This is a genomic window from Pseudomonas sp. WT-JTC, assembly GCF_056711565.1.
In genome coordinates this window covers 1,992,200-2,017,691 of the sequence record NZ_CM160042.1, presented here as the reverse complement: position 1 = coordinate 2,017,691, position 25,492 = coordinate 1,992,200, and the positions used below count along the sequence as shown (strand labels likewise).

Sequence of the window (25,492 nt, the reverse complement as noted above, 5' to 3'; positions counted from 1 at the left end):
TTTTTCCCCAACGCGACCAAAGGTCACACCCTTGAGCCAGAGCGACAGGCGTATCATTAAGCCACTGCAACACCCCTTTTTGACCCCGGCCGGCACGTACTGACCGAGGCATTTTTCCACTGCCGTGGGATGCAATGATGAGCAACCAGATTCCGGTACACGACATCACTCCACCCAACAAGAACGCGAACAACAGCGTCGACCTCTACGCCTCCAGAGAAAAAATCTACACCCGTGCCTTCACCGGCCTGTTCCGCAACCTGCGGATGACCGGCGGTGCCGTGTTGTTCCTGCTGTATTTCGGCACGGTGTGGCTGAACTGGGGCGGTCACCAGGCGGTCTGGTGGAACCTGCCGGAGCGCAAGTTCTTCATTTTCGGCGCCACCTTCTGGCCCCAGGATTTCATCCTGCTGTCGGGCATGTTGATCATCGCCGCGTTCGGCCTGTTCTTCATTACGGTCTATGCAGGCCGGGTCTGGTGCGGCTACACCTGCCCGCAGAGCGTCTGGACCTGGATTTTCATGTGGTGCGAAAAGGTCACCGAAGGCGACCGCAACCAACGCATCAAGCTCGACAAGGCGCCGATGAGCGCCAACAAGTTCCTGCGCAAATTCAGCAAACACGTCATGTGGCTGCTGATCGGCTTCGTCACCGGCATGACCTTCGTCGGCTACTTCTCGCCGATCCGCGAATTGACCATCGACTTCTTTATCGGTGAAGCGGATGGCTGGTCGTACTTCTGGGTCGGCTTCTTCACTCTCGCCACTTACGGCAATGCCGGCTGGTTGCGCGAACAGGTGTGCATCTACATGTGCCCGTACGCGCGCTTCCAGAGCGTGATGTTCGACAAGGACACCCTGATCGTCTCCTACGACCCGCGCCGTGGCGAGTCCCGTGGCCCGCGCAAAAAAGGTATCGACTACAAGGCCCAGGGCCTGGGTGACTGCATCGACTGCACCATGTGCGTCCAGGTCTGCCCGACCGGTATCGATATCCGCGACGGCCTGCAAATCGAATGCATCGGTTGCGCCGCCTGCGTCGATGCCTGCGACGCCGTCATGGACAAAATGGAATACCCGCGCGGATTGATCAGCTACACCACCGAGCACAACCTGTCCGGGCAGAAAACCCATAAACTGCGCCCGCGCCTGATCGGCTATGCCGTGGTGCTGCTGGCGATGATCAGTTTGCTGGTGACGGCGTTCTTCATGCGTTCGCTGGTGGGTTTCGATGTCAGCAAGGACCGCGTGCTGTACCGCGAGAACGCCGAAGGCCGGATCGAAAACGTCTACAGCCTGAAAATCATGAACAAGGACCAGCGCGACCATACCTACGTGCTCGAAGCCTCTGGCCTGCCGGATCTCAAATTGCAGGGCCGGCGCGAGATCAAGGTCGCGGCCGGCGAGATCGTCAGCCAGCCTGCCGAACTGTCCGTCGCACCGGAAAAACTGCCGTCGAGCACCAACGAGGTGAAATTCATCCTCAAGGATGCCGATGACGACAGCGTCCACATTGAAGCCAAGAGCCGGTTCATCGGCCCACAAAATCGTTGAGAGAACTGAACATGCCCGCTGCAACTGCCGCAAGTCCCTGGTACAAGCACCTCTGGCCATGGATCATCATCGGGATCCTGGCCTGCTCGGTGACCCTGACCTTGTCCATGGTGACCATTGCGGTGAACAACCCGGACAATCTGGTCAACGACAACTACTACGAGGCCGGCAAAGGCATCAACCGCTCCCTCGACCGTGAGCTGCTGGCCCAGACCCTGAAAATGCGCGCCAGCGTGCATCTCGATGACTTGACCGGCGAAGTTGACCTGCGCCTGAGCGGCGAGAGCCAGCCCAAGACCCTGGAGCTCAATCTGATCTCGCCGACCCAGCCGGAGAAGGATCGCAAGATCACCCTCACCCGCAGCGAAACCGAACAGGGCCGCTACATCGGCCAGTTGAGCGACAAGATTGAAGGCCGGCGTTTTGTCGAATTGCTCGGTACTCAGGACGACCACATCTGGCGCATGTTCGAAGAGGAACCGGTCAGCCATGACAAGGATCTGCTGCTCGGTGATGAACCGCTGCAAGGTGCGGAAGACCTGAAGAAGTAAAAAGCCTGCGCTTCGCGAGCAAGCCCGCTCCCACAGTTGATCCCTGTGGGAGCGGGCTTGCTCGCGAAGAGGCCCTACCTGACGACAGAGTTCCAGCGGCATTAATGAAAACCTCATGACCACCCCTCTGCCCTGCTATCACTGCGCCCTGCCCGTCCCGACCGGCAGTCGCTTCACCGCCGTCGTGCTCGGGGAGTCCCGCGAGTTCTGCTGCCCGGGTTGCCAGGCCGTGGCCGAAGCCATTGTCGCCGGCGGCCTGGAAAGCTATTACCAGCACCGCAGCGAAGCCTCGGCCAACCCCGAAGCGCTGCCGGTGCAACTGGTGGACGAACTGGCGCTGTACGACCGCGCCGATGTGCAGCAGCCCTTTGTCCGCCACGATGGCGAACTCGCCGAAGCCACGCTGTTGATGGAAGGCATCAGTTGCGCAGCCTGTGGCTGGCTGATCGAAAAACACCTGCGCGCCTTGCCGGCCGTGGCCGAAGCGCGCCTGAACCTGTCCAACCATCGCCTGCACGTACGCTGGACCGATGCGCAGTTACCGCTGAGCCACGTCCTCAGCGAACTGCGCCAGATCGGTTACGCCGCACACCCGTATCAGGCCGACCGGGCCAGCGAACAACTGGCCAGCGAAAACCGCCTGGCCCTGCGTCAGCTCGGTGTGGCCGGGCTGTTGTGGTTCCAGGCGATGATGGCAACCATGGCCACCTGGCCTGAATTCAACATCGACCTCAGCCCTGAACTGCACACCATCCTGCGCTGGGTCGCCCTGTTCCTCACCACCCCGATCGTGTTCTACAGTTGCGCGCCGTTTTTCAAAGGCGCCATGCGCGATCTGCGCACCCGCCACCTGACCATGGACGTTTCCGTGTCGCTGGCCATCGGCAGCGCCTACATTGCCGGGATCTGGACGTCGATCACCGGGGTCGGCGAACTGTATTTCGATGCCGTCGGCATGTTTGCCCTGTTCCTGCTGGCCGGGCGCTATCTGGAACGGCGCGCCCGCGAGCGCACGGCCGCCGCCACTGCACAGCTGGTGAATCTGTTGCCCGCCTCGTGCCTGCGCTTGGCACCCGATGGCCAGAGCGAACGCATTCTGCTCAGCGAACTGTATGTCGGCGACCGGGTTCTGGTTCATCCGGGTGCCATTCTCCCGGCTGACGGCAAGATCCTCGACGGTCAGTCGAGTGTCGACGAGTCGCTGCTGACCGGCGAATACCTGCCGCAACCACGCACCCTCGGCGATGCGGTCACCGCTGGCACCCTGAACGTCGAAGGCGCGCTGACCGTTGAGGTTCAGGCCCTGGGCCAGGACACTCGCCTCTCGGCCATCGTTCGCCTGCTTGATCGTGCCCAGGCCGAAAAGCCGCGCCTGGCGGAAATCGCCGACCGCGCCGCGCAATGGTTCCTGCTGTTGTCGCTGATCGCCGCCGCCGCGATTGGTCTGCTGTGGTGGCAACTGGATGCCTCGCGAGCCTTCTGGATTGTGCTGGCGATGCTGGTGGCGACCTGCCCTTGCGCCTTGTCGCTGGCGACGCCGACCGCCCTCACCGCGGCCACCGGCACGCTGCACAAACTCGGTTTGTTGCTGACCCGCGGCCATGTCCTGGAAGGCCTGAACCAGATCGACACAGTGATTTTCGACAAGACCGGCACCCTCACCGAAGGCCGCCTGGCATTGCGCTCGATCCGCCCGCTCGGCGCGCTCGACAGTGATCGATGCCTGAGCCTCGCCGCCGCCCTGGAGAACCGTTCCGAACATCCGATCGCCCGTGCGTTCGGACGCGCGCCACTGGCCGCTGAAGAAGTCCACAGCACTCCGGGCCTGGGCCTGGAGGGAGTGGTCGAGGGGCGACGCCTGCGCATCGGCCAACCGCGTTTCGTCTGTGAACTCAGCGGCGCCGGGGTGCCGTCGATACCCGAAGAAGCCGGCCAATGGCTGCTGCTCGGCGACCGCCAGGGACCGCTGGCCTGGTTCGTCCTCGATGATCGCTTGCGTGCCGATGCGCCCGCATTGCTGGCCGCGTGCAAGGCGCGTGGCTGGCGCACGCTGTTGTTGTCCGGTGACAGCTCGCCGATGGTCGCCAGCGTGGCGGCGCAACTCGGTATCGATGAAGCCCGCGGCGGTTTGCGGCCGGACGATAAACTGCAGGTCCTGCAACGACTGCACAAGGAAGGTCGCAAGGTGTTGATGCTCGGTGACGGGGTCAATGACGTGCCGGTACTGGCGGCTGCGGATATCAGCGTCGCCATGGGCTCGGCCACCGACCTGGCGAAAACCAGTGCCGATGCCGTGTTGCTGTCCAACCGCCTCGACGCGCTGGTGCAAGCCTTCAGCCTGGCGCGGCGCACCCGTCGGGTCATTATCGAGAACCTGCTGTGGGCCGGGTTGTACAATGGCCTCATGTTGCCCTTCGCCGCCCTCGGCTGGATCACTCCGGTATGGGCTGCGGTGGGCATGTCGATCAGTTCGTTGACCGTGGTGTTGAACGCGCTGCGCCTGACTCGGATGCCGAGCGCGCCCGCCCTCTCCACCACGCCAGAAACCCGCCCGCTGCCGGCCTGAGCCGCGCGGGCATGGAGTCCAGATGCCAGCTCTTTACGTGATGATTCCCGCTGCGCTGCTGATCGTGGCCATCGCCGTCTATATCTTCTTCTGGGCGGTCGACAGCGGTCAGTACGACGACCTCGACGGCCCGGCCCACAGCATCCTGTTCGACGACCAGGACCCGAACCACACCGCCGCCGTCGATGAGGCCAGCGGTCAACCAACCAATCCGGCCAAACCGCAAGACAAGGCCCCGCCCCATGCTTGAATTGGCGCCCCTGCTGGTGTCTGCGGTGATCCTCGGCTTGCTTGGCGGCGGCCATTGCCTGGGCATGTGCGGCGGCTTGATGGGCGCGCTGACCCTGGCGATTCCCAAGGAACAACGCAGCCGCCGCTTTCGCCTGCTGCTGGCCTACAACCTGGGACGGATTCTGAGCTATGCCTGCGCCGGACTGCTGATCGGCCTGGCCGGATGGGCCGTGGCCAGCAGCCCGGCGGCGATGTTCCTGCGTATCCTCGCCGGACTGCTGCTGGTCGCCATGGGCCTGTACCTGGCCGGCTGGTGGAGCGGCCTGACCCGTATCGAAAGCCTCGGTCGAGGCTTGTGGCGGCACATCCAGCCAGTCGCCAACCGGTTGCTGCCGGTATCGAGCGTGCCGCGCGCGCTGCTGTTGGGTGCACTTTGGGGCTGGCTGCCGTGCGGCCTGGTCTACAGCACCTTGTTATGGTCGGCCAGTCAGGGCAACGCGCTGGACAGTGCGTTGTTGATGCTCGCGTTCGGGCTCGGCACCTGGCCGGTGCTGCTGGCCACAGGCCTTGCCGCAGAGCGCATCACCGCACTTTTGCGCAAACGCAGCGTGCGGATGGCCGGCGGCTTGTTGGTCATGCTGTTCGGCATCTGGACCTTGCCGGGACCCCATCAACATTGGCTGATGGGGCATTGATCGGCGGCGCGCCCCTTCGCGAGCAAGCCCGCTCCCACTTCCCTGTGGGAGCGGGCTTGCTCGCGAAGAGGCCGGTACAGGTACCACAATTCTTGACCCTTGATGCAAATCAAGATCCCCCGCCCCGCCCTCGCATAAAGTGGCCGACACTGCCAGCCTATCCGGGGGAATGCCCGCATGATGCTCGACGCCATTCGTTGGGACACCGATCTGATCCGCCGTTATGACCTGGCGGGACCACGCTACACCTCGTACCCGACCGCCGTGCAATTCAACAGCCAGGTCGGCACCTTCGACCTGTTTCACGCCCTGCGCGACAGCCGCAAGGCCCAACGCCCGCTGTCGCTGTACGTGCACGTGCCGTTCTGCGCGAACATTTGCTATTACTGCGCCTGCAACAAGGTGATCACCAAGGATCGCGGCCGGGCGCAGCCGTATTTGCGGCGCCTGGAACAGGAGATCCGCTTGATCGCCTGCCACCTCGACCCCACGCAGAAAGTCGAGCAACTGCACTTCGGTGGCGGCACGCCGACCTTTCTCAGCCATGACGAACTGCGCCAATTGATGGCGCACTTGCGCAAACACTTCAATTTGCTGGACGACGATTCCGGCGACTACGGCATCGAGATAGACCCGCGTGAGGCCGACTGGTCGACCATGGGCCTGCTGCGCGATCTGGGCTTCAATCGGGTCAGCATCGGCCTGCAAGACCTCGACCCGGCGGTCCAGCGCGCAGTCAATCGCCTGCAAAGCCTGGAAGAAACCCGCGCAGTGATCGACGCTGCCCGCACCTTGCAGTTTCGCTCGATCAACATCGACCTGATCTACGGCCTGCCGAGACAGACGCCGGAGAACTTCGCCCGCACCGTCGAAGAGGTCATCCGCCTGCAACCGGACAGATTATCGGTGTTCAACTACGCCCACCTGCCGGAACGCTTCATGCCGCAGCGGCGCATCAACAGCAATGAACTGCCGACACCCGCGCAGAAACTGGAAATGCTACAGCGCACCATTGAGCAGTTGATCAGCGCCGGCTACCGCTACATCGGCATGGACCACTTCGCCCTGCCCGACGATGAGCTGGCGATTGCCCAGGAAGAATCGACCCTGCAACGCAATTTCCAGGGCTACACCACCCATGGTCACTGCGACTTGATCGGTCTCGGCGTCTCGGCAATCAGCCAGATCGGCGACCTTTACTGCCAGAACAGCAGCGACCTGAACCACTATCAGAACGCCCTTGCATCAATGCAACTGGCCACCAGCCGCGGCCTGCTGTGCAATGCCGATGACCGGTTGCGGCGTGCGGTCATCCAGCAGTTGATCTGCCATTTCAGTCTCGAATACGCCGACATCGAACAGGCCTTCAACATCGATTTTCAAGGCTACTTCGGCGAACTCTGGCCCCAACTGCAAGACATGGCCAAAGACGGACTGATCGAGCTCGATCGCGACAGGATCACCATCCTGCCCGCCGGGCGACTGTTGGTGCGCTCGGTGTGCATGGTCTTCGACGCGTACCTGGAACAACACAGCCGGCAACGATTCTCACGGGTGATCTAGAGCACTGCGACAAAAGCGCCACAGGCTGGCCCCAATGTCCTCGGGTGAGTTACCCTTACGTCTTATGTGTGAATTCCCACAAGGATTGAAGAAATGTCCGAGCCAGTAAAACTGCGCGCTCATAATCAAGCCCATTGCAAGGATTGCAGCCTGGCCCCTCTTTGCCTGCCACTTTCGCTGAATCTGGAAGACATGGATGCACTGGACGAAATCGTCAAGCGCGGCCGACCGCTGAAAAAAGGTGAGTTTCTGTTTCGCCAGGGCGATACCTTCGATTCTGTCTACGCAGTCCGTTCTGGCGCCCTCAAGACCTTCAGCCTGAGCGACACCGGTGAAGAACAGCTCACCGGTTTCCACCTGCCCAGCGAACTGGTCGGTCTGTCGGGCATGGACACCGAAAAGCACCCGGTGTCGGCTCAAGCCCTGGAAACCACTTCGGTGTGTGAAATCCCCTTTGAACGCCTCGACGAACTGGCCCTGCAACTGCCGCAGTTGCGCCGTCAGTTGATGCGCGTGATGAGCCGCGAAATCCGTGACGATCAGCAGATGATGCTGCTGTTGTCGAAAAAGACCGCCGACGAACGCATCGCCACCTTCCTGGTCAACCTTTCGGCACGTTTTCGCGCCCGGGGTTTTTCCGCCAATCAGTTCCGCCTGAGCATGTCGCGTAACGAAATCGGCAACTACCTGGGCCTGGCGGTAGAGACCGTGTCCCGCGTCTTTACGCGCTTCCAGCAAAACGAATTGATCGCGGCAGAAGGCAAGGAAATCCGGATCATCGACCCGATCCAGCTTTGTGCCCTGGCCGGTGGCTCACTGGAAAGCTGAATCAAACCGTTGCGGCTGAGCGAAACGGTTCAGCCGCCGTTATACTTCGTCGTTTGCAGCCCTGCCAGGATTCTCCGACTATGGCCTTCGACTCCTTCGACATCAAATCCCTGATTCGCCCTGTCATCGACTTCCCGAAACCGGGTGTGATCTTTCGCGACATCACCCCGCTGTTCCAGTCGCCCACGGCCCTGCGCCTGGTGATGGACAGCTTCGCTCACCGTTACGTCGAGGCTGACTTCACCCATATCGGCGCGATGGATGCCCGTGGCTTCCTGATCGGTTCGGTACTGGCCTATCAGTTGAACAAGCCGCTGGTGCTGTTCCGCAAGCAAGGCAAGCTGCCGGCTGACGTGCTGGCCGAGGGCTATGCGACCGAATACGGCGAAGCCTTCCTGGAAGTGCACGCCGACAGCCTGTGCGAGGGGGATTCGGTGGTGATGTTCGATGACCTGATCGCGACCGGCGGCACCCTGATTGCCGCCGCAAACCTGATCCGCCGCATGGGCGCCCGGGTGCATGAAGCGGCGGCGATTATCGATCTGCCGGAACTGGGTGGCTCGCAGCGCCTGGAAGACATGGGCATTCCTACGTTCTGCCTGACGCAGTTTGCGTTGACTGACAAGTAATCTGGCGCCTGTACTGACGCCTTCGCGAGCAAGCCCGCTCCCACAGTGCATTGCATTGTTCCTGACAGTACGCGGTCAAGTGTGGGAGCGGGCTTGCTCCGGGCGGCGATCCGACGAATGGCGTCAGCCGCCACACCGCCGATTACAGCCCCATCTGCTTGCCGATGATCTCGTTCATCACTTCCCGCGTCCCGCCGCCAATCGACAGGATCCGGTTGTCGCGGTACAGCCGCTCCACCAGACTCTCGCGCATGTAACCCAGCCCACCGAGTATCTGCACCGCATCGGTGACGATCCGGTCTGCCGTATCGGTCGCAAAGTTCTTGGCCATGGAAATCTCCTTGATCACGCTCTGCCCCGCCGCCATTTTCGCGGCCTGGCGGTAAGTGAACTCCCGGGACACTTCCAGCCCGGTCGCCATCTCGGCGAGACGGTGCCTGATCACCTGAAACTTGCCGATCGGTTTGCCAAAGGCTTCACGCTGGCGTGCCCACTTCAGGCTCTCCTCCAGCGCCAGTTGTGCGGTCATGTTGGCCATCAATGCCAGGGCAAGGCGTTCACTCTGGAAATTGCCCATGATGCAGGCAAAGCCCATGTTCTCGGCGCCTATCAGATTTCCCGCGGGCACTCGGCAATCATCGAAGAACAGTTCCGCCGTGTCTGACGCCCACCAGCCCATTTTCTTCAGTTGCCGTCCTACGGTGAAACCGGGTGTGCCTTTCTCGATCAGCAACAGGCTAATGCCAGCGAAACCTGGCTCGCCGGTTCGCACCGCGACGGTATAAAAATCCGCGCGCACACCGCTGGTGATAAAGGTCTTGCTGCCACTGACCCGGTAAAAATCGCCCTCTCGCACGGCACGAGTCTGCAGGTTGGCGACGTCGGAGCCGCCACCGGGCTCGGTGATGGCCAGGGCGCTGATCTTTTCTCCCGACAGCACCTGCGGCAGCACACGATCACGCACTTCGGGCCGGGCCCACTTGAGAATGGGCGGCAAGCCGATATCCAGCGAACCCAGGCCGGCAACCAGGCCGCCCGAGCCGCAGCGCATCAACTCTTCACTGGCGGCAACCTTGGCGAACAGATCCCCTTCGTGGCTGCCGCCATAAACCTCCGGGTAACCGATGCCGAGAATCCCCGCCGTGCCGGCCTTGAGGTAGAGCTCGCGAGGAAAGCTTTCGGCTTCTTCCCACTGCTCGATATCAGGAAGAATCTCGCGCTCGACGAAACGTCTGACGCTGTCGCGGACCAATTGGTGGCTGGGGTCGAAGTATTCCTGAAAGGCAGGCATCGGCGAGCTCCACTGAAGGGGTCAGTGAAGTTAACCGAGCGCTTGCTTGGTTTTCAACAGGATTGTGTGAATCAGTGAAACCGAGGCGCGCCCTTCGCGAGCAAGCCCGCTCCCACAGGGGATTGCATTCCATATGTGGGAGCGGGCTTGCTCCGGGCGGCGATCCGACGAAGGCGCCAGAAAAGACACCACAAAACTCAGAGCGAAATCGGCTTGCGCCCGGCAAACGAATGCGCCAGCGTGCCGCCATCGACCAGTTCCAGCTCGCCACCGAGCGGCACGCCATGGGCGATACGCGAGGCGATCAGGCCTTTGCTGCTGAGCAATTGGGCGATGTAGTGCGCCGTGGCTTCACCTTCCACGGTCGGGTTGGTGGCCAGGATGACTTCGGTGAAAGTGCCGGCCTCTTCGATCCGTGCCATCAATTGCGGAATGCCGATGGCTTCCGGCCCCAGGCCGTCGAGCGGCGACAGATGGCCCTTGAGCACGAAATAGCGCCCGCGGAAACCGGTCTGCTCCACGGCATAGACGTCCATCGGGCCTTCCACCACGCAGAGCAAGGTGTCGTCGCGACGGGTATCGGCGCATTGCGGGCACAGATCATCTTCAGTCAGCGTACGGCACAAGCGGCAGTGACCGACCCCTTCCATGGCCTGGCTCAGGGCCAGAGCCAGTCGCGAGCCGCCGCTGCGGTCGCGTTCGAGCAACTGCAACGCCATGCGCTGGGCGGTTTTCTGACCCACGCCTGGCAAAATTCGCAGGGCGTCGATCAGTTGGCGAATCAAAGGGCTGAAGCTCATGGTGGAAAAGTCCGACAAAACAACGAGACGCGGTTTATACCCGCGCCTCGGTTAAGCGTCAAATTGCAGCGTCAATAACTCAGTCCCGGGAAACCTGAACCACCAGTTTGCCGAAGTTGCGCCCTTCCAGCATGCCGATGAACGCATCGGGAGCCTGCTCCAGGCCATGGACCACATCTTCGCGGAATTTCACTTTGCCATCGCGCACCCAGGGCGCCATGGCACTGAGGAATTCCGGCTGGCGATCACCATAGTCATCGAACACGATGAAGCCCTGGATGCGCACCCGCTTGGTCAACAAGGTGCGCTGCAACAGCGGCAGGCGATCCGGCCCGCTCGGCGCTTCATAGGCGTTATAGGAGGCAATCAGGCCGCACAGTGGAATCCGCGCCTTGGGATTGAGCAACGGCACCACGGCGTCGAACACTTTGCCGCCGACGTTTTCATAATAAATGTCGATGCCTTTGGGACAGGCGTGTGCCAGTTCTTCAGCAAAATCGGGGCTCTTGTGGTCGATGCAGGCGTCGAAACCCAATTCATCGACCACATACCGGCACTTGTCCGCGCCGCCGGCCACGCCGACCACACGCAGTCCCTTGATTTTCGCCACCTGGCCGACCACCGAACCCACCGCGCCGGACGCCGCTGCAACCACCAGGGTCTCGCCGGCCTTGGGCTGGCCGATGTCCATCAGTCCCATGTACGCGGTCATGCCCGGCATCCCCAACACCCCAAGGGCCATCGACGCACTTGGCAATCCCGAGGGCACCGGGATGATGCTGCGTCCGTCATTGATGCTGTGGCTTTGCCAACCGGTGGCACCGACCACCAGATCACCTTCCTGAAACTTCGGATTGAGCGATCGCTCGACCCGGCTGACAGCGCCCCCGGTCATGACTTCGCCGATTTCCACCGGTGCAGCGTAGGAAGGTGCGTCACTCATGCGTCCGCGCATGTAGGGATCCAGCGACAGGAAAACGGTCTTGAGCAGCACCTGACCGTCGGCCAGATCCGGCAGCGGTACCCGCTCCATTCGGAAGTTTTCCGGCGTTGGCGCGCCTACCGGGCGAGAAGCCAGGACAATACGTTGATTGAGGGTCATGGGGTCGGACATGGCAGCGTCTCCTGTAATCGATGAGGTTCGGTGATATAGGGAGCAGACCTTTGTGGTGGTTTGGCGTTCGATGTTTATTCAGCAAGACCGAGGCGACTTCTTCGCGAGCAAGCCCGCTCCCACATTTGGAATGCAATCCCCTGTGGGAGCGGGCTTGCTCCGGGCGGCGATCCGACGATGGCGGCATGTCAGCCACACATATCTGTCAGCCAGAAACAAAAATGCCAGGCGCAATGCCTGGCATTTTTGTAGCTCATCTGCCGCCTGAAGGCGAATCAGAATGGCAGTTTCATGCCCGGCGGCAGTTGCATGCCGGCAGTCATGCTGCCCATTTTTTCCTGGCTGTTGGCTTCGATCTTGCGCACGGCGTCGTTGACGGCGGCAGCGACGACCGCTTCGAGCATTTCCTTGTCGTCCTCGCTCAGGCCTTCAACCAGGCTTGGGTCGATGGTGACGCTCTTGACGTCATGGCGACCGGTCATCACCACGGTGACCATATCGCCACCGGCCTTACCGGTGACTTCGGCGTTGGCCAGTTCTTCCTGCATCTTGGCCATTTTTTCCTGCATCTGCTGCGCCTGCTTCATCAGGCCGGCCATGCCACCTTTCATCATGGTAATCACCTCAAAAGTACTTGGATCAAAACAGCGCCCGGCCCATGCGGCCGAGCACCTTCAGTTATTAGCCCTGAGTGACCAGGGCGTCGACAGGCTCAATAGTATCGTTACGGATCACCGCACCGAACTGCTGCATCATTTGCTGGATGAACGGATCACCGTGGATCGATTCCTCCGCCTCGCGCTGACGGTCGGCGCGGCGCCGAGAAGCCGCCTGTGCCGGAGTTTCCTGCTCGGGCTTGATCAGCTCGATGTTCAGGGTCAGCGTGCGCTGGTGATACTGGTTCAGCGCATCGTTGAGACGACGCTGCTGAGTGGCGTTGAACAAGGCACTGTGTGCCGGGTCCAGGTGCATCAGCCAATTGTCGCCATCCACCGCGATCAGCGTGCAGTTGGCGGCGATACTGCCGGTCATGCCGGAAATCGGCAATTTCGGGAACAGCTCCAGCCATTGCAGGGCCAGACCGGTGGCCGGCATTGCCGCGGGCTCAGGCTCGGGTTCCGGAGCCGGGTCAGCAGCATGCTCGCTGGCCAGTTCGTCGAGGTAACTGTAGGCCGAATCCATGTCCGGCTCGATGTAATCCTCGTCCAGCGGCGGCTCGTCATCCAGGTCCATGCCCGGCGTCGCGGCATCGACGTCGGCCACCGAAGGTTCCGGGATCGGCGCGGCAGCCCACTCAGGGGCGTCCGGCACCACGCTGTCCGGCGTCGGCAACGGCATCGGCGGTAATTCGGGTTGTTCGCTGGCGGTTTCCAGTACAGGCTCCACCGCCGGTTGCTGAACGGGCGCGGGCTCGACCGGGTCATTCCATGGCAGGTCGACAACCTCTTCAACCACCACCGCTTCAACCACAGGCGCAGGCGCAGGCTCTGGCACAACGACCGGCGCTTCCGGTTCCGGCGCAGGCGCTGGCGCCGCCACCGGCACAGCCGCTATCGGTGCTACGGCCGCAGCGACTACCGGCGCAACAACCGGCGCGGCAGCCACTGAATTTGCGGAATCAACTGTGGCCTGGCTGATCCCCACTGGCTTTAGCGGTTGCCTTGGGGCATCCGCGGTGTCTGCGGGCCGGAATGCCAGCATCCGCAGCAACACCATTTCAAAACCGCCCCGGGGATCCGGCGCCAGCGGCAAGTCGCGGCGGCCGATCAGGCCCATCTGGTAGTAGAACTGCACGTCTTCGGCCGGCAACGCCTGGGCCAGTGCCAGCACGCGATCACGGTCGCCATGACCGTTATCGACACCTTCCGGCAACGCCTGGGCGATGGCAACGCGGTGCAGCACATTGAGAATTTCCGAAAGCACGCCGTTCCAGTCCGGGCCCTGTTCGGCCAGGTGGCGGACGGCTTCGAGCAACGCCTTGGCATCGCCTTCGATCAGCGCATGCAGGACGTCGTAGACCTGCCCGTGATCGAGCGTCCCGAGCATCGCCCGCACGTCGGCCGCCAGGACCTTGCCTTCACCGAAGGCAATGGCCTGATCGGTCAGGCTCATGGCATCACGCATCGATCCGTCGGCGGCACGGCCCAGCAACCACAGCGCATCGTCTTCGAACGGTACGTTCTCGGCACCCAGCACGTGGGTCAAGTGCTCGACAACGCGTTCCGGCGTCATGTTCTTCAGGGAGAACTGCAGGCACCGCGACAGAATCGTTGCCGGAAGTTTCTGCGGATCAGTGGTCGCCAGGATGAACTTGACGTAGGGTGGCGGTTCCTCAAGGGTTTTGAGCAGCGCGTTGAACGAATGGCTGGAGAGCATGTGCACTTCGTCGATCAGGTAGACCTTAAAGCGCCCGCGGCTCGGGGCGTACTGCACGTTGTCGAGCAATTCGCGGGTATCTTCGACCTTGGTGCGGCTCGCGGCGTCGATTTCGATCAGGTCGACAAAGCGGCCTTCGTCGATTTCGCGGCACACCGAGCATTCACCGCAGGGGGTCGAAGTGATACCTGTTTCACAGTTCAGGCATTTGGCAATGATCCGCGCGATGGTGGTCTTGCCGACCCCACGGGTACCGGTAAAGAGGTAGGCGTGGTGCAGCCGCTGGCTGTCCAAGGCATTGATCAGAGCCTTGAGCACATGGGTCTGGCCGACCATTTCGCGGAACGAGCGCGGACGCCATTTACGTGCAAGAACCTGATAACTCATCGAAAACCGTCGCAGCGAAGGAAGCAGAAGCGGCTAATGCTAGCGGAGCAAGGCACAAATTGCATCCGGTGCGCTCGTGTATTCTGGCCAAGCTGCACATCGGGGGCTTTTAACGGAGTATTTATGAGGCTGGCCATGGGGGCATTGCTGTTGATCAGCCTGGACGGAGCGGCCGCGCCAGCACCGCTGCGCTTCGTGATAAGCGACAGTTGGACCATGCCCATGGTGCAACTGGAACGGGGCAAACCGACCCAGGGCATCCTGTATGACGTGATGCTCAGTCTCGCGACCCAGGTCGGCTTACCGGCCGAATTCCATGTATTGCCCCGCGGGCGAGTGCAAAGCGCCATGGAGCAAGGCGAGGTCGATGTCCGCTGTTATGCCGCGCAATCGTGGCTGCCCCGGCAGTCCGGCGACTACATCTGGAGCATCCCGCTCTTTACCCAGCCCGACCTGTTGGTCGCCCGGCATGCGCAGCCCGACGCCGTGAACCCGGCAGATCTGCCAAACCAGTCCATCGGCACCGTGCTGAGCTACAGCTACCCGACCCTGCAACCGCTGTTCGACACCAACCAGTTGCATCGCGACGACGCACGCAGCCAGGAACAGGTGCTGGAAAAACTCCTCGCCGGCCGCAACCGCTATGCAGTCAGCAATCAATGGAGCCTGGACTGGTTCAATCAGCGCCTGCTGCCGGAACAACAACTGCACAGTGTGGCGGTGCTGCAGGAGCAGAATATCGGCTGCTACGTACGCAACGACCCGCAAGTGCCGGTGGAGCGCATTCTGCGCACACTGGTGCGGATGAAGATGTCCGGGGAGATCGATGAGACTGTTCGGTTGTATATCGGTGGCGAGCCTGTGGCTGTGGATAAATCGGAAACAACAAAAAACCGCCCCGGACAAGATCCTGGCAACTAGCCAAAGGGTGTTTTCAGAAAGATAACGCGAGAGAACACTCGCCTGGCGTTAAGGTGGCAACCCCACATGTAAGCGTGCCAGTCAACACCCGGAAACTAAAATATGAATGGAACAAGCCGAAAACGAACACCCTGCATATACTCTCGATATAATGGATCAAGAGAAAGATGCGCTTCCTCTCGAAATATTCGCGCGACCAGAAAACCGATAGTTGCTGCATAGATCGTTACATTCGCCAGCGATGTATTTTCCAACACATAGCCCGTAAACGTCAGACAATAACTGGCATAGATAGGATGACGCACCACGCGATACATCCATGCAGTCTTGATAACCCGCTTCGCTGCAACGATCGCAAAGCTGCGGTTTAGAGAAAGCACCCCCAGCACCTGAATGACCGTTCCCACAACAATCAGAAAACTCGCCCACGGGAGTATTCCCCAAGCCTCCGGCCGGAAAAATAATGGGGCAAACGTCCCACCTGCCGCCATCAACCAGTCGAGCGGAATGACCGAAACCGTCTTTGGTTCGCTTCGAAAAATGTACAAAACTGCTGTCAGCGTCTCGGCGAGACAGAACAAAAGCATGGTCAGTTCATGCGTTTCCTGAAATCGGACCAGATGAGCATAAGCAAAAACACTCCACACCCCCGCCAGGATAACTCCGCTATAAAATCCGACCCATCTCGACTGCAGCACTGTAGACAATGAACTCATGCCAGACACTCCCGCCCGAAAAGCAACCAAAATCCGTTTTGAGGTGCCTTAATTTGCACCCCCTTACCCACTGACATTGTCGACACTGCGATTACGTCACCACTGTTCATCACAGCCTAGCTAAAAATCAGACCTCAAGCCTCCACCTTGAAAACACTCTAATGGCAAGACTGAAGTCCGTCCCCGCCCGACTCAGCGACAAGTCAAAACTCCGACACTTTCACGATTCCTTTCAAAACGCACGCCTGCCTTAATGCCTTGAAACTATCGTTCCTTACAACTTGATAGAACTAAGCATTTACCCATAATAACCAATAGGACCAGATATCAATCCGTGCAAATATCGAATCTTCATAACAACATGGCCAACTATTCGATTTGCCTATGGCGATGACTCCGGTAAACCCAAAAAATCAACGGAAGATTGCCCCTGATCGGACCAGGACACGTAGCCAATGGAGTGTGGAGTGTTTGCCAACCTGGGCCAGCAGCGAGAAGGTGTGCAAAGATGCCACAGCAAGGCAATTGGAGAGCGCAGTAAGGTTTTGAAGAGTGCAAACGTAAAGCCTGTACGCTCGCATGGCGCACCACTTTGGCGTACCAGAACGCAGTCACACTTCGAGATTTTTTACTGACAAATCCTTGTAGACTCAAGGATTTAGAGATAGGTGGCGACCCCACCAGCCACACCCCGGCACACAATGTCACCGCTGCGGCTGCTCCCTTCCAGGCCTGACCGGGTTCACGGCTGATCGTTGCGGGGGGACCGATGGGGTCACCATAACGACGCTCACCTGACGGCGAGCCGCGCCATTGTACCTATCTGAGGCGAAGTTACAACCGTTGGTTAGGATTAAAAATATGAGGGGGTTCAAGCACTTGCTATTGCGCCTGAAGCACCTCGTCCGCCCTGCCGCCCTCCTGCTGAATCACCAGGTGGATAAAGTGCAGCCTGGCGATCACCGCAGGCGGCAGGACGAACGGATAGAAATCCGGCTGCCCCATGCTGCGTGACAGTTCATTGAGCATGCCGGCCAGTTCGATCCACGCATTGACGAATGACAGAAAAGCCCCGCCACCTGGATGCTGCGGATCGTAGAGGGTTTCAGGCGGAAACGGCTGATAGTCGAATTCCAGTTCCCGAGCGCTCATGCCAAAGCCCAGCGCGGTGTCCACGGCATCCATCATGTGCAGGTAATGCGCCCAGGTTTCCGCCCAGTCTTCCCACGGGTGCATGGTCGCGTAGGCGCTGACGTAGTGCTGTTGCCAGTCGGGCGGCGCACCCTGCTGATAATGTCGCTCAATGGCTTCGGCATAGCTGGCGCGCTCATCGCCGAACAACCGGCGAAAAGGCTCCAGCCAATGGCTGCTGGCAATCAAGCGGTCCCAGTAGTAATGCCCGACCTCGTGACGAAAATGCCCGAGCAGCGTGCGATAGGGTTCGTGCAAATGCACTCGCATCTGCTCGCGGTGCGCGTCGTCGGCTTCCTTTATATCGAGGGTGATCAAGCCATTGGCATGCCCCGTGGTGGGCGGTTTGCCTTCGAGGTCCATGCCGATGAAATCGAAGGCAAGACCAGCCTCTTCATCGACTGTCCTGGGAAGCACCTGCAACCCCAGGCTGACCAGTTGCGCGACCAGACGCCGCTTGGCGGTTTCCACCTTGCGCCAGCGCTCGTGATTCTCGGTTATCGACAGATCAGGAATGGTGCGATTGAGACTGCAGGCAACGCACAAGACTTCATGGTCATTGGCAGGCAGCAACCAATTACAGGCCGCCGGGGAATCGAGGTTGGCGCAACGTCGAAACAGGCCAGCCTCCAGATCGACATCAAGCAGCCAGGTGCCCGCTTGCGCACCCGGCTGCAGTGAGGACAAGCGACTCTGCTCCGGCTGATAACCCAACGCCGCCGAACAGGCCAGGCACTGGCTGTTGCGAAAAAACAGCGACTGCCCGCAACGACATGGCCACACCTTGCTGTTGCGCGAACTTTCACCCATGAACGGCGCGGTGATGCGCGAGCTGAGCTGTTCGAAGAAACGGTACATGGCGATCTCTCCCTGGGCTTGCCAAGACTAGATCATTTCCCAAGGAGGATCGTTCCCAGGTCGAACGCACCCCCTGTAGGAGCAAGCCTGCTCGCGATGGAGTGTCAGTCGACATCAATGCGCCTGATCCACCATCGCGAGCAGGCTCGCTCCTACAGGTTGAATTGCTGCTCAATCTACCTTGCCGTACCCGCGCAATGTTTCAACAAACGCCTCTTCATCCAGCACTTTCAAGCCCAGCTCATTAGCCTTGGTCAACTTGGAGCCCGCGCCGGGTCCAGCCACCACGCAATGGGTCTTGGCCGACACGGAGCCGGCGACCTTGGCCCCCAGGCTTTCGAGCTTGTCCTTGGCCACATCGCGGCTCATCAGCTCCAGGGAGCCGGTCAGCACCCAGGTCTGCCCGGCCAGTGGCAAGCCTTCGACAACCTTCTTCTCGCTCTGCCAGTGCATGCCGAAATCGACCAGTTGCTTCTCGGCCGCTTCGGCCAATTGGCGATTTTCTTCGAGCGCAAAGAACTCGCGCACCGAATTGGCTTGTTTCTCCGGTAGCGCCTGACGCATGTCGAGCCAGTCAGCGCCGATCACCGCCTGCAACGAGCCGAACTTGTCCGCCAGTTTCTGCGCCCCTCCCGGACCGACCGACGGAATATGCAGCTTGTCGAGGAAACCGCCCAATGTCGTACTTGCGGCAAACTCGGCACCCAACTCGCCCTGATCCTGAATCTGCATGCCATGCTTGAGCAAATCGGCGATCACCTGCTGGTTGTGCGCGTCCTCGAAGAAGCTGTGGATCTCGTACGCGACTTCCAGCCCGACGTCCGGCAAGTACGTCAGCACCTGTGGCAAGGCCTGTTGCACCCGCTCCAGCGAACCCAGGGAGCGGGCCAGCACCTTGGCCGTCTCCTCGCCGACATCGGGAATGCCGAGGGCGTAGATGAACCGTGCCAGGCCTGGCCTCTTGCTGTCTTCGATGGCGCCGAGCAGGTTCTTGCTCGACAGCTCGGCAAAGCCTTCCAGATCGACGATCTGCTCGAACGTCAGGGCGTACAGATCGGCCGGCGAACTCACCAGGCCTTCGTCCACCAGTTGCTCGACACTCTTCTCACCCAGGCCCTCGATGTCCATGGCGCGCCGGGACACGAAGTGAATGATTGCCTGTTTGAGTTGCGCGCCACAGGCCAGGCGGCCGACGCAGCGATACACCGCGCCTTCGCTGACCGTCTCGCGGCCCTTGCTGCGCTTGATCAGTTGCGTGCGCTCGACATGGGAACCGCACACCGGGCACAGCTCGGGAATCTGCACAGGCCGGGCGCTTTCCGGACGACGCTCCATGACCACTTGCACCACTTGCGGAATCACGTCACCCGCACGACGGATGATCACCGTGTCACCGATCATCAGGCCCAGGCGCGCCACTTCATCCATGTTGTGCAGCGTGGCGTTGGCCACCGTGACACCGGCGACCTTGACCGGTTTCAGACGCGCCACCGGCGTCACTGCACCGGTGCGGCCGACCTGGAACTCCACATCGAGCAGTTCGGTGAGTTCTTCCATCGCCGGGAATTTGTGGGCGATGGCCCAACGCGGCTCACGGGCGCGAAAACCCAGTTCGCGCTGGGAGGCAATGCTGTTGACCTTGAACACCACACCGTCGATTTCATAAGGTAGCGCGCTGCGCCGCTCACCGATGTCGCGGTAGTAATCCAGACATTCGGCGATACCCTGCGCCAGCTTCAGCTCATGACTGATCGGCATGCCCCAGGCCTGGAGTTGCTGCAAATTGCCGGCGTGCGTGTCGGCAATGTCCGCCGACACCTGGCCGATGCCATAGCAGCAGAATTCCAGCGGACGATTGGCGGTGATCTTCGAATCCAGCTGGCGCAAACTGCCTGCCGCCGCGTTGCGCGGGTTGGCGAAGGTCTTGCCGCCGACTTCCAGCTGCGTGGCATTGAGCCGCTCGAAACCGGCCTTGGACATGAACACTTCGCCACGCACTTCCAGGGTCGCCGGCCAGCCAGTGCCGTGCAGCTTGAGCGGAATATTGCGTACCGTGCGCACGTTGACGCTGATGTCTTCGCCAGTCGTGCCATCACCGCGGGTCGCGCCGCGCACCAGGATGCCATCCTGATACAGCAGGCTGACGGCCAGGCCATCGAGCTTGGGTTCACAGCTATATTCAACGGTTGCGCCGCCACCGAACAGGTCGCCCGCCGGCAAATCCAGGCCTTCGGTCACCCGACGGTCGAACTCACGCATGTCGGTTTCTTCGAAGGCGTTGCCGAGGCTGAGCATCGGTACTTCGTGGCGCACCTGGGTAAACGCCGACAGCGCCGCGCTGCCCACTCGCTGGGTGGGCGAGTCGCTGGTGATCAGTTCGGGATTGGCCGCTTCCAGCGCCTTGAGATCGTTGAACAAGCGGTCGTATTCGGCGTCCGGAATGCTCGGCTCGTCGAGCACATGGTAACGATAGTTGTGCTGATCCAGCTCAGCGCGCAGCTCTAAAATACGGTTCTTGGCGGCGGTCATGGGTGTTCTCTCATAAAGCAAAAGAGCAGCCGAGGCTGCTCAATCCGTTTTGCCGATCATCCCGCGCGCCGCGCGGGAATAACCATTTCAATCAACGCTTCTGGGTCAGGGCGCGGCGTTCGAATTCCACGATGCGCTGACGGTAGTGCTCGATCGTCTGGGCGGTCAGTACGCTGCGCTGGTCGTCCTTCAGTTCGCCGTTGAGCTCCTGGGACAGTTTACGCGCCGCGGCCACCATCACGTCGAAGGCTTGCTTCGGATGGCGAGGGCCTGGCAGGCCCAGGAAGAAGCTCACCGCCGGGGTGCTGAAGTGGTCGATGTCGTCCAGGTCGAATACGCCCGGCTTGACGGCGTTGGCCATGGAGAACAGGACTTCACCGTTGCCCGCCATGCTTTCGTGACGGTGGAAAATATCCATCTCGCCGAAACGCAGGCCGCTTTCCAGAATGTTCTGCAACAGCGCAGGGCCCTTGAAGCCGGCAGCGTCGCGGCAGATCACGCTGATCACCAGCACTTCTTCAGCTTGCGGCTGTTCCTTGTCGCCGACCGATGGCGAGGACTTGGTTTCGGCCGGGAAATCATCGTCGCGGCTGCTGAAACTCGGGCCGCCGTCCAGATCCAGGCTGAGGTTCATGTCGCCCTGGGAAGGCTCGCTGTGGCCACGCTTGCCGCGCTTGGAGCCCGACTCGCGAGGCTCCCGGGCCGGCATGCTCACCGACGGCAGGTCCTGCTCGTCCAGTTGCGGCTCTTTATGGGTGTCCAGCACTCGCGGCGGGCCCAGCAGCTCGGCGCTGCTGTCCTCGTCCGGCAGGTTGGACAGACTTCGATCAAGACGGAACTTCAGTTTTCCCTTGCCGCCGCGCATACGGCGCCAGCCATCGAAAAGAATACCGGCAATGACAATTATGCCGATGACGATCAGCCACTCGCGCAGACCGATTTCCATGTAATCCCGTGCCTCTATGAAAAATGCTGAAAAATAAGGGGTTTACAACCTGTAAACCGCTTTAAAACGTGGCGCCAACTCTATGTTCTGACAGGCGTTTTGCCCACGTATACGAAAAATTGACATTAAACTAGCACGACCAAAGGTAACTTTACACCGTCTACCACGTCGGCTAGCGCGAATATGTCGATTGGCCAGCAAGTCGAAGCGTGGAAAAGAGTCCTACGAACCGTAAACACTCTTCCTGCAATCACGACTCAGGCGTCCACCATCGCCATCGCCTCCTCGACATCCACTGCCACCAGACGTGAACAACCGGGTTCGTGCATCGTCACACCCATCAGTTGTTCGGCCATTTCCATGGCGATCTTGTTGTGGGTGATATAGATGAACTGCACTGTCTGTGACATCTCTTTTACCAATCGCGCGTAGCGTCCAACGTTAGCGTCATCCAGCGGCGCGTCAACTTCATCGAGCATGCAGAACGGCGCCGGATTCAATTTGAAGATCGCAAAAACCAGGGCCAATGCGGTCAGGGCTTTTTCGCCGCCGGAGAGCAAATGGATGGTGCTGTTCTTCTTTCCGGGCGGCTGCGCCATGATTGTTACCCCTGTATCGAGTAAATCTTCGCCCGTCAGTTCCAAATACGCGCGGCCTCCACCGAAAACTTTTGGGAAAAGCGCCTGTAAACCGCCATTGATCTGATCAAAGGTATCCTTGAAACGGTTGCGGGTTTCCTTGTCGATCTTGCGAATCACGTTCTCAAGGGTGTCGAGCGCTTCCACCAGATCGTCATTCTGGGCATCCAGATAACGTTTACGCTCCGATTGTTGCTGGTACTCATCGATGGCCGCCAGGTTGATCGCGCCCAGGCGCTGAATCCTCGCGGCGATGCGCTCAAGTTCTTCCTCGGCTTCCTTCTCGCTGGCCTCGGCAGTCAATGTCGCAAGTACGCCGTGGAGATCGTAGCCGTCTTCCAGCAACTGGTCGTGCAAGGTCTTGCGGCGCACGGTCAGGGCTTGCCATTCCATGCGTTGGGTTTCGAGCTGACTGCGAATCAACTGGGATTGTTGTTCGGCCTGGCTGCGGCGCTTCTCGGCGTCGCGCAATTCGCGGTCGGCGTCTTCAAGGGCGATCTGCGCGGTCTTGAGCTCTTCGTCGACGGTCATGCGTTTGTCGAGCAACTCCTCGAGCTTCAAACGCAATTCTTCCAGTGGCGCTTCGCCCTCCTCCAGATTGAGGCTCAGTTGCTCGCGCTTTTCGGTCAGCCGCTCGGACTGCATCTCCAGACGCTCCAGCGCCTGGCGCGTCGAATCATGCTGTGCCTTGAGCGAACCTAAACGCACCGCCAACTGGTGGGCGTGATCCTTGTGTTGCCGCGCTTCCTGACGCACCCGGTCCAGGCGCTCACGCAAACTGTCGCGCTGCGCCAGCAGCAACTCACGCTGCTCAGTGTCCAGCGCCATGCTGTCGAGGGCTTCCTGCAATTGCAGGCGCGCTTCGCCGATGTTTTCGTGCTCCAGGGCGCGTTGTTCGTCCAGCTCGGTGAGCTCTTCGTCGAGGCGGGTACGGCGCAGGGTCAATTGCTCGACCTTGGCTTTGCCGGCCGACAATTGAGCCTTCAACTCACCTTGCTGACGCGCTTCGTCCTGCAGCAAGCGGCGCAAATGTTCGCGACCGTTTTCCTGCTGACGCTGCTGGGCCCTGAGATTCTGCAGTTGGGTTTCCAGGGTTTCGACAGCGGCTTCAAGCGCTTCGCGCTCAAGGCCCAGTTGCTGGATTTCCTGACCACGGGCGAGCACGCCGCTTTCCGCTTCACTGGCCCGGCGCACCCGCAGAAAATGCCGACCGACCCAGTAACCGTCACGACTGATCAGGCTCTGCCCGGCAGCCAGTTGCCCGCGCAAGGCCAAGGCCTGTTCAAGGCTGTCGACCGGCTTGACCTGCCCCAGCCATGGCGACAGGTCGATCTGCGCTTCAACCTTGTCCAGCAAGCTGCCCGGCACTCGTACGCCATCGCTGGCCGGGCTGAGCAAACGCAAATCGCCCTGGGCAAAGCCCGACAGATCGAAATCGTTGAAATCGTCCACCAGCACCGCTTGCAAGTCGGCACCGAGCACGGTTTCCACCGCCAGCTCCCAACCGGCTTCAACCTTCAGCCCTTCGGCCAGGCGCGGACGATCCGCCAGGTGCTGCTCGCGCAGCCATTCGGCGGTACCGGTACCCGGGTCGAGCGCGGCTTGCTGCAAGGCTTCAAGCGAAGCCAGCCGCCCGTTGAGCCGCTGCAAATCGCCTTGGGCCTGTTGTTGCGCCGACAGCGCCTGCTGCAGCTCCTGACGCAATTGCTCAAGCTTTTCGACCTGTGCTTCTTCGCTGGTCTGCAAATCCTCAAGGGTCGCTTCGGATTCAGCGAGCTGCTCGCTGAGTTCCATGATCGCCGCGTCTTCCGGGTCCGCCGAGAGCAAGGCGCGCTCTTCACCAAGACGCTTCTGGCGATCGGCCAGACGCTCAAGGCTGGTTTCCAGCTGCTGGATCCGCGATTGCTGCACTTCGGCCTGACGGCGCGGCTCGGCGGCGCTGAGGTTGAACGTATCCCACTGCTCTTGCCAGCCATGCATGGTGGTTTCGGATTCTTCCAGCGCGGCAGCGGCCTCTTCGGCGGCGGCGCTGGTGACTTCCTGCTCCGGGGTGAGCATGTCCAGCTCTTCGCCGAGGGTCAGCAGCAGCGTGCGGTCGTGGCCCAGGTGCGATTCGGTTTCCAGGCGTGCGCGCTCGGCTTCTTTCAGGTCGTCCTGCAATTGCCGCAGACGCTGCTGGCCGTGCTGGATGCTCTGCTCGACCCGGGCAATGTCGCCGCCGACCGAGTAGAAGCGCCCTTGCACCAGATTGAAGCGCTCCGACAGGTCGTGGTGCCCGTCACGCAGGCGCTCGATGCTCGCGTCGGCATTGCGTTGCTCGGCCACCAGGGCTTCGAAGGAAACTTCCTGATTACCGATGATCGCTTCACGCTGGCCGACCTGATCGTTCAGCGCCTGCCAGCGCAAGGCCGACAGCTGGGCCTTGAGCTGACGCTCCTCGCCCTTGAATTCCTGATACTTCTTGGCGGCCTCGGCCTGGCGGTGCAAGCGTTCGAGCTGACGCTCAAGCTCTTCGCGCAGGTCGGTGAGGCGCTCAAGGTTTTCGTGGGTGCGGCGAATGCGGTTTTCCGTCTCGCGCCGGCGCTCCTTGTACTTGGAGATCCCCGCGGCCTCTTCAATGAAGTTGCGCAGGTCTTCGGGCTTGGATTCGATCAGCTTGGAGATCATCCCCTGCTCGATGATCGAGTAGCTGCGCGGGCCGAGGCCGGTGCCCAGAAAGATATCGGTGATGTCGCGGCGCCGGCATTTGGTGCCGTTGAGGTAATAGGTGGTCTGACTGTCGCGGGTCACTTTGCGGCGAATGGAAATTTCCGCGTACGCGGCGTATTCGCCGAGCAAGGTGCCGTCGGAGTTATCGAACACCAGTTCGATGCTCGCCTGGCTCACCGGTTTGCGGCTGGTCGAGCCGTTGAAGATGACGTCGGTCATCGACTCGCCACGGAGGTTCTTGGCCGAACTCTCGCCCATCACCCAGCGTACGGCGTCGATGATGTTCGATTTGCCGCAGCCATTGGGCCCGACCACCGCCGCCATGTTACTGGGGAAGTTCACCGTGGTCGGGTCGACGAAGGACTTGAACCCCGCCAGCTTGATGCACTTGAGCCGCAAG

The 25,492-nt window shown here is 60.8% G+C and carries 19 protein-coding genes and 1 other RNA gene; 9 read left to right on the top strand and 11 right to left on the bottom strand.

Annotated elements, in window-relative coordinates; genetic code table 11:
- Positions 1-137 precede the first annotated feature (137 nt).
- From ccoG to AC06G5_RS09105, 8 genes are all read left to right on the top strand, one after another.
- Positions 138-1,553, top strand: a complete 1,416-nt coding sequence (gene ccoG / locus AC06G5_RS09140) for a cytochrome c oxidase accessory protein CcoG (protein ID WP_413421373.1) — start codon at positions 138-140, stop codon at positions 1,551-1,553.
- Between the two features lie 11 nt (positions 1,554-1,564).
- A complete protein-coding gene (locus AC06G5_RS09135; RefSeq protein ID WP_413421371.1) occupies positions 1,565-2,104 on the top strand; it encodes a FixH family protein in 540 nt (179 codons plus the stop codon).
- Positions 2,105-2,219: 115 nt separating this feature from the next.
- Complete coding sequence (locus tag AC06G5_RS09130) at positions 2,220-4,670, top strand: heavy metal translocating P-type ATPase (RefSeq protein ID WP_480459278.1); 2,451 nt, start codon at positions 2,220-2,222, stop codon at positions 4,668-4,670.
- A 22-nt stretch (positions 4,671-4,692) separates the two neighbouring features.
- Positions 4,693-4,920 carry a cbb3-type cytochrome oxidase assembly protein CcoS gene (ccoS, locus tag AC06G5_RS09125; RefSeq protein ID WP_085716788.1) on the top strand — a complete coding sequence of 76 codons (228 nt, stop codon included), beginning with the start codon at positions 4,693-4,695 and terminating at the stop codon, positions 4,918-4,920.
- On the top strand, positions 4,913-5,596 hold the full coding sequence (locus AC06G5_RS09120; RefSeq protein WP_413421367.1) for a sulfite exporter TauE/SafE family protein: 684 nt from the start codon (positions 4,913-4,915) through the stop codon (positions 5,594-5,596). The genes ccoS and AC06G5_RS09120 overlap by 8 nt, the downstream gene beginning before the upstream one ends.
- 180 nt (positions 5,597-5,776) lie before the next feature.
- Positions 5,777-7,159 (top strand): oxygen-independent coproporphyrinogen III oxidase, encoded by a 1,383-nt coding sequence (hemN, locus tag AC06G5_RS09115; protein ID WP_413427391.1) that lies wholly within the window; start codon positions 5,777-5,779, stop codon positions 7,157-7,159.
- 93 nt (positions 7,160-7,252) lie between these two features.
- On the top strand, positions 7,253-7,987 hold the full coding sequence (gene fnr / locus AC06G5_RS09110; protein ID WP_007995802.1) for a fumarate/nitrate reduction transcriptional regulator Fnr: 735 nt from the start codon (positions 7,253-7,255) through the stop codon (positions 7,985-7,987).
- A gap of 80 nt (positions 7,988-8,067) precedes the next feature.
- Positions 8,068-8,616, top strand: a complete 549-nt coding sequence (locus AC06G5_RS09105) for an adenine phosphoribosyltransferase (protein WP_007985920.1) — start codon at positions 8,068-8,070, stop codon at positions 8,614-8,616.
- A gap of 142 nt (positions 8,617-8,758) precedes the next feature.
- Here the strand turns inward: AC06G5_RS09105 and AC06G5_RS09100 are convergent, their stop codons facing one another.
- The 5 genes from AC06G5_RS09100 to dnaX all read right to left on the bottom strand — a co-directional run bounded on the left by AC06G5_RS09100 (position 8,759) and on the right by dnaX (position 14,584).
- On the bottom strand, positions 8,759-9,907 hold the full coding sequence (locus tag AC06G5_RS09100) for an acyl-CoA dehydrogenase family protein (RefSeq protein WP_413705365.1): 1,149 nt from the start codon (positions 9,905-9,907) through the stop codon (positions 8,759-8,761).
- Positions 9,908-10,104: 197 nt separating this feature from the next.
- On the bottom strand, positions 10,105-10,707 hold the full coding sequence (recR, locus tag AC06G5_RS09095) for a recombination mediator RecR (protein ID WP_057715679.1): 603 nt from the start codon (positions 10,705-10,707) through the stop codon (positions 10,105-10,107).
- Positions 10,708-10,786: 79 nt separating this feature from the next.
- Positions 10,787-11,821 (bottom strand): NADP-dependent oxidoreductase, encoded by a 1,035-nt coding sequence (locus AC06G5_RS09090; protein ID WP_413427389.1) that lies wholly within the window; start codon positions 11,819-11,821, stop codon positions 10,787-10,789.
- A 275-nt stretch (positions 11,822-12,096) separates the two neighbouring features.
- Positions 12,097-12,435: a YbaB/EbfC family nucleoid-associated protein gene (locus AC06G5_RS09085; protein WP_007985911.1), complete on the bottom strand. Its 339-nt coding sequence runs from the start codon at positions 12,433-12,435 to the stop codon at positions 12,097-12,099.
- Between the two features lie 67 nt (positions 12,436-12,502).
- Entirely contained in the window at positions 12,503-14,584 is a 2,082-nt protein-coding gene (gene dnaX / locus AC06G5_RS09080) for a DNA polymerase III subunit gamma/tau (RefSeq protein WP_413427388.1), read from the bottom strand.
- A gap of 123 nt (positions 14,585-14,707) precedes the next feature.
- On the opposite strand from dnaX, the gene AC06G5_RS09075 reads away from it, so the two are divergent.
- Positions 14,708-15,505 carry a substrate-binding periplasmic protein gene (locus AC06G5_RS09075; RefSeq protein WP_413427387.1) on the top strand — a complete coding sequence of 266 codons (798 nt, stop codon included), beginning with the start codon at positions 14,708-14,710 and terminating at the stop codon, positions 15,503-15,505.
- Between the two features lie 95 nt (positions 15,506-15,600).
- On the opposite strand, the gene AC06G5_RS09070 is transcribed toward AC06G5_RS09075, so the two are convergent.
- The 6 genes from AC06G5_RS09070 to smc form a co-directional block, all read right to left on the bottom strand.
- On the bottom strand, positions 15,601-16,221 hold the full coding sequence (locus AC06G5_RS09070) for a methyltransferase family protein (RefSeq protein ID WP_413705367.1): 621 nt from the start codon (positions 16,219-16,221) through the stop codon (positions 15,601-15,603).
- A 675-nt stretch (positions 16,222-16,896) separates the two neighbouring features.
- Positions 16,897-16,993: signal recognition particle sRNA small type (gene ffs, locus AC06G5_RS09065), an RNA gene on the bottom strand.
- A gap of 110 nt (positions 16,994-17,103) precedes the next feature.
- Positions 17,104-18,270 carry a zinc-binding metallopeptidase family protein gene (locus tag AC06G5_RS09060; protein WP_413427385.1) on the bottom strand — a complete coding sequence of 389 codons (1,167 nt, stop codon included), beginning with the start codon at positions 18,268-18,270 and terminating at the stop codon, positions 17,104-17,106.
- A gap of 171 nt (positions 18,271-18,441) precedes the next feature.
- Entirely contained in the window at positions 18,442-20,799 is a 2,358-nt protein-coding gene (ligA, locus tag AC06G5_RS09055) for an NAD-dependent DNA ligase LigA (RefSeq protein WP_480459275.1), read from the bottom strand.
- A 91-nt stretch (positions 20,800-20,890) separates the two neighbouring features.
- Positions 20,891-21,745, bottom strand: coding sequence for a cell division protein ZipA (gene zipA, locus AC06G5_RS09050; RefSeq protein WP_413427383.1), 855 nt, complete (start codon positions 21,743-21,745; stop codon positions 20,891-20,893).
- A gap of 257 nt (positions 21,746-22,002) precedes the next feature.
- On the bottom strand, positions 22,003-25,491 hold the full coding sequence (smc, locus tag AC06G5_RS09045) for a chromosome segregation protein SMC (RefSeq protein WP_413705369.1): 3,489 nt from the start codon (positions 25,489-25,491) through the stop codon (positions 22,003-22,005).
- Position 25,492: the final 1 nt, after the last annotated feature.

Excerpts from the sequence above, each read along its gene's own strand:
- ccoG (WP_413421373.1), top strand. The coding sequence starts at position 138 with ATGAGCAACCAGATTCCGGTACACGACATCACTCCACCCAACAAGAAC.
- AC06G5_RS09135 (WP_413421371.1), top strand. The coding sequence starts at position 1,565 with ATGCCCGCTGCAACTGCCGCAAGTCCCTGGTACAAGCACCTCTGGCCA.
- AC06G5_RS09130 (WP_480459278.1), top strand. The coding sequence starts at position 2,220 with ATGACCACCCCTCTGCCCTGCTATCACTGCGCCCTGCCCGTCCCGACC.
- ccoS (WP_085716788.1), top strand. The coding sequence starts at position 4,693 with ATGCCAGCTCTTTACGTGATGATTCCCGCTGCGCTGCTGATCGTGGCC.
- AC06G5_RS09120 (WP_413421367.1), top strand. The coding sequence starts at position 4,913 with ATGCTTGAATTGGCGCCCCTGCTGGTGTCTGCGGTGATCCTCGGCTTG.
- hemN (WP_413427391.1), top strand. The coding sequence starts at position 5,777 with ATGCTCGACGCCATTCGTTGGGACACCGATCTGATCCGCCGTTATGAC.
- fnr (WP_007995802.1), top strand. The coding sequence starts at position 7,253 with ATGTCCGAGCCAGTAAAACTGCGCGCTCATAATCAAGCCCATTGCAAG.
- AC06G5_RS09105 (WP_007985920.1), top strand. The coding sequence starts at position 8,068 with ATGGCCTTCGACTCCTTCGACATCAAATCCCTGATTCGCCCTGTCATC.
- AC06G5_RS09100 (WP_413705365.1), bottom strand. The coding sequence starts at position 9,907 with ATGCCTGCCTTTCAGGAATACTTCGACCCCAGCCACCAATTGGTCCGC.
- recR (WP_057715679.1), bottom strand. The coding sequence starts at position 10,707 with ATGAGCTTCAGCCCTTTGATTCGCCAACTGATCGACGCCCTGCGAATT.
- AC06G5_RS09090 (WP_413427389.1), bottom strand. The coding sequence starts at position 11,821 with ATGTCCGACCCCATGACCCTCAATCAACGTATTGTCCTGGCTTCTCGC.
- AC06G5_RS09085 (WP_007985911.1), bottom strand. The coding sequence starts at position 12,435 with ATGATGAAAGGTGGCATGGCCGGCCTGATGAAGCAGGCGCAGCAGATG.
- dnaX (WP_413427388.1), bottom strand. The coding sequence starts at position 14,584 with ATGAGTTATCAGGTTCTTGCACGTAAATGGCGTCCGCGCTCGTTCCGC.
- AC06G5_RS09075 (WP_413427387.1), top strand. The coding sequence starts at position 14,708 with ATGAGGCTGGCCATGGGGGCATTGCTGTTGATCAGCCTGGACGGAGCG.
- AC06G5_RS09070 (WP_413705367.1), bottom strand. The coding sequence starts at position 16,221 with ATGAGTTCATTGTCTACAGTGCTGCAGTCGAGATGGGTCGGATTTTAT.
- AC06G5_RS09060 (WP_413427385.1), bottom strand. The coding sequence starts at position 18,270 with ATGTACCGTTTCTTCGAACAGCTCAGCTCGCGCATCACCGCGCCGTTC.
- ligA (WP_480459275.1), bottom strand. The coding sequence starts at position 20,799 with ATGACCGCCGCCAAGAACCGTATTTTAGAGCTGCGCGCTGAGCTGGAT.
- zipA (WP_413427383.1), bottom strand. The coding sequence starts at position 21,745 with ATGGAAATCGGTCTGCGCGAGTGGCTGATCGTCATCGGCATAATTGTC.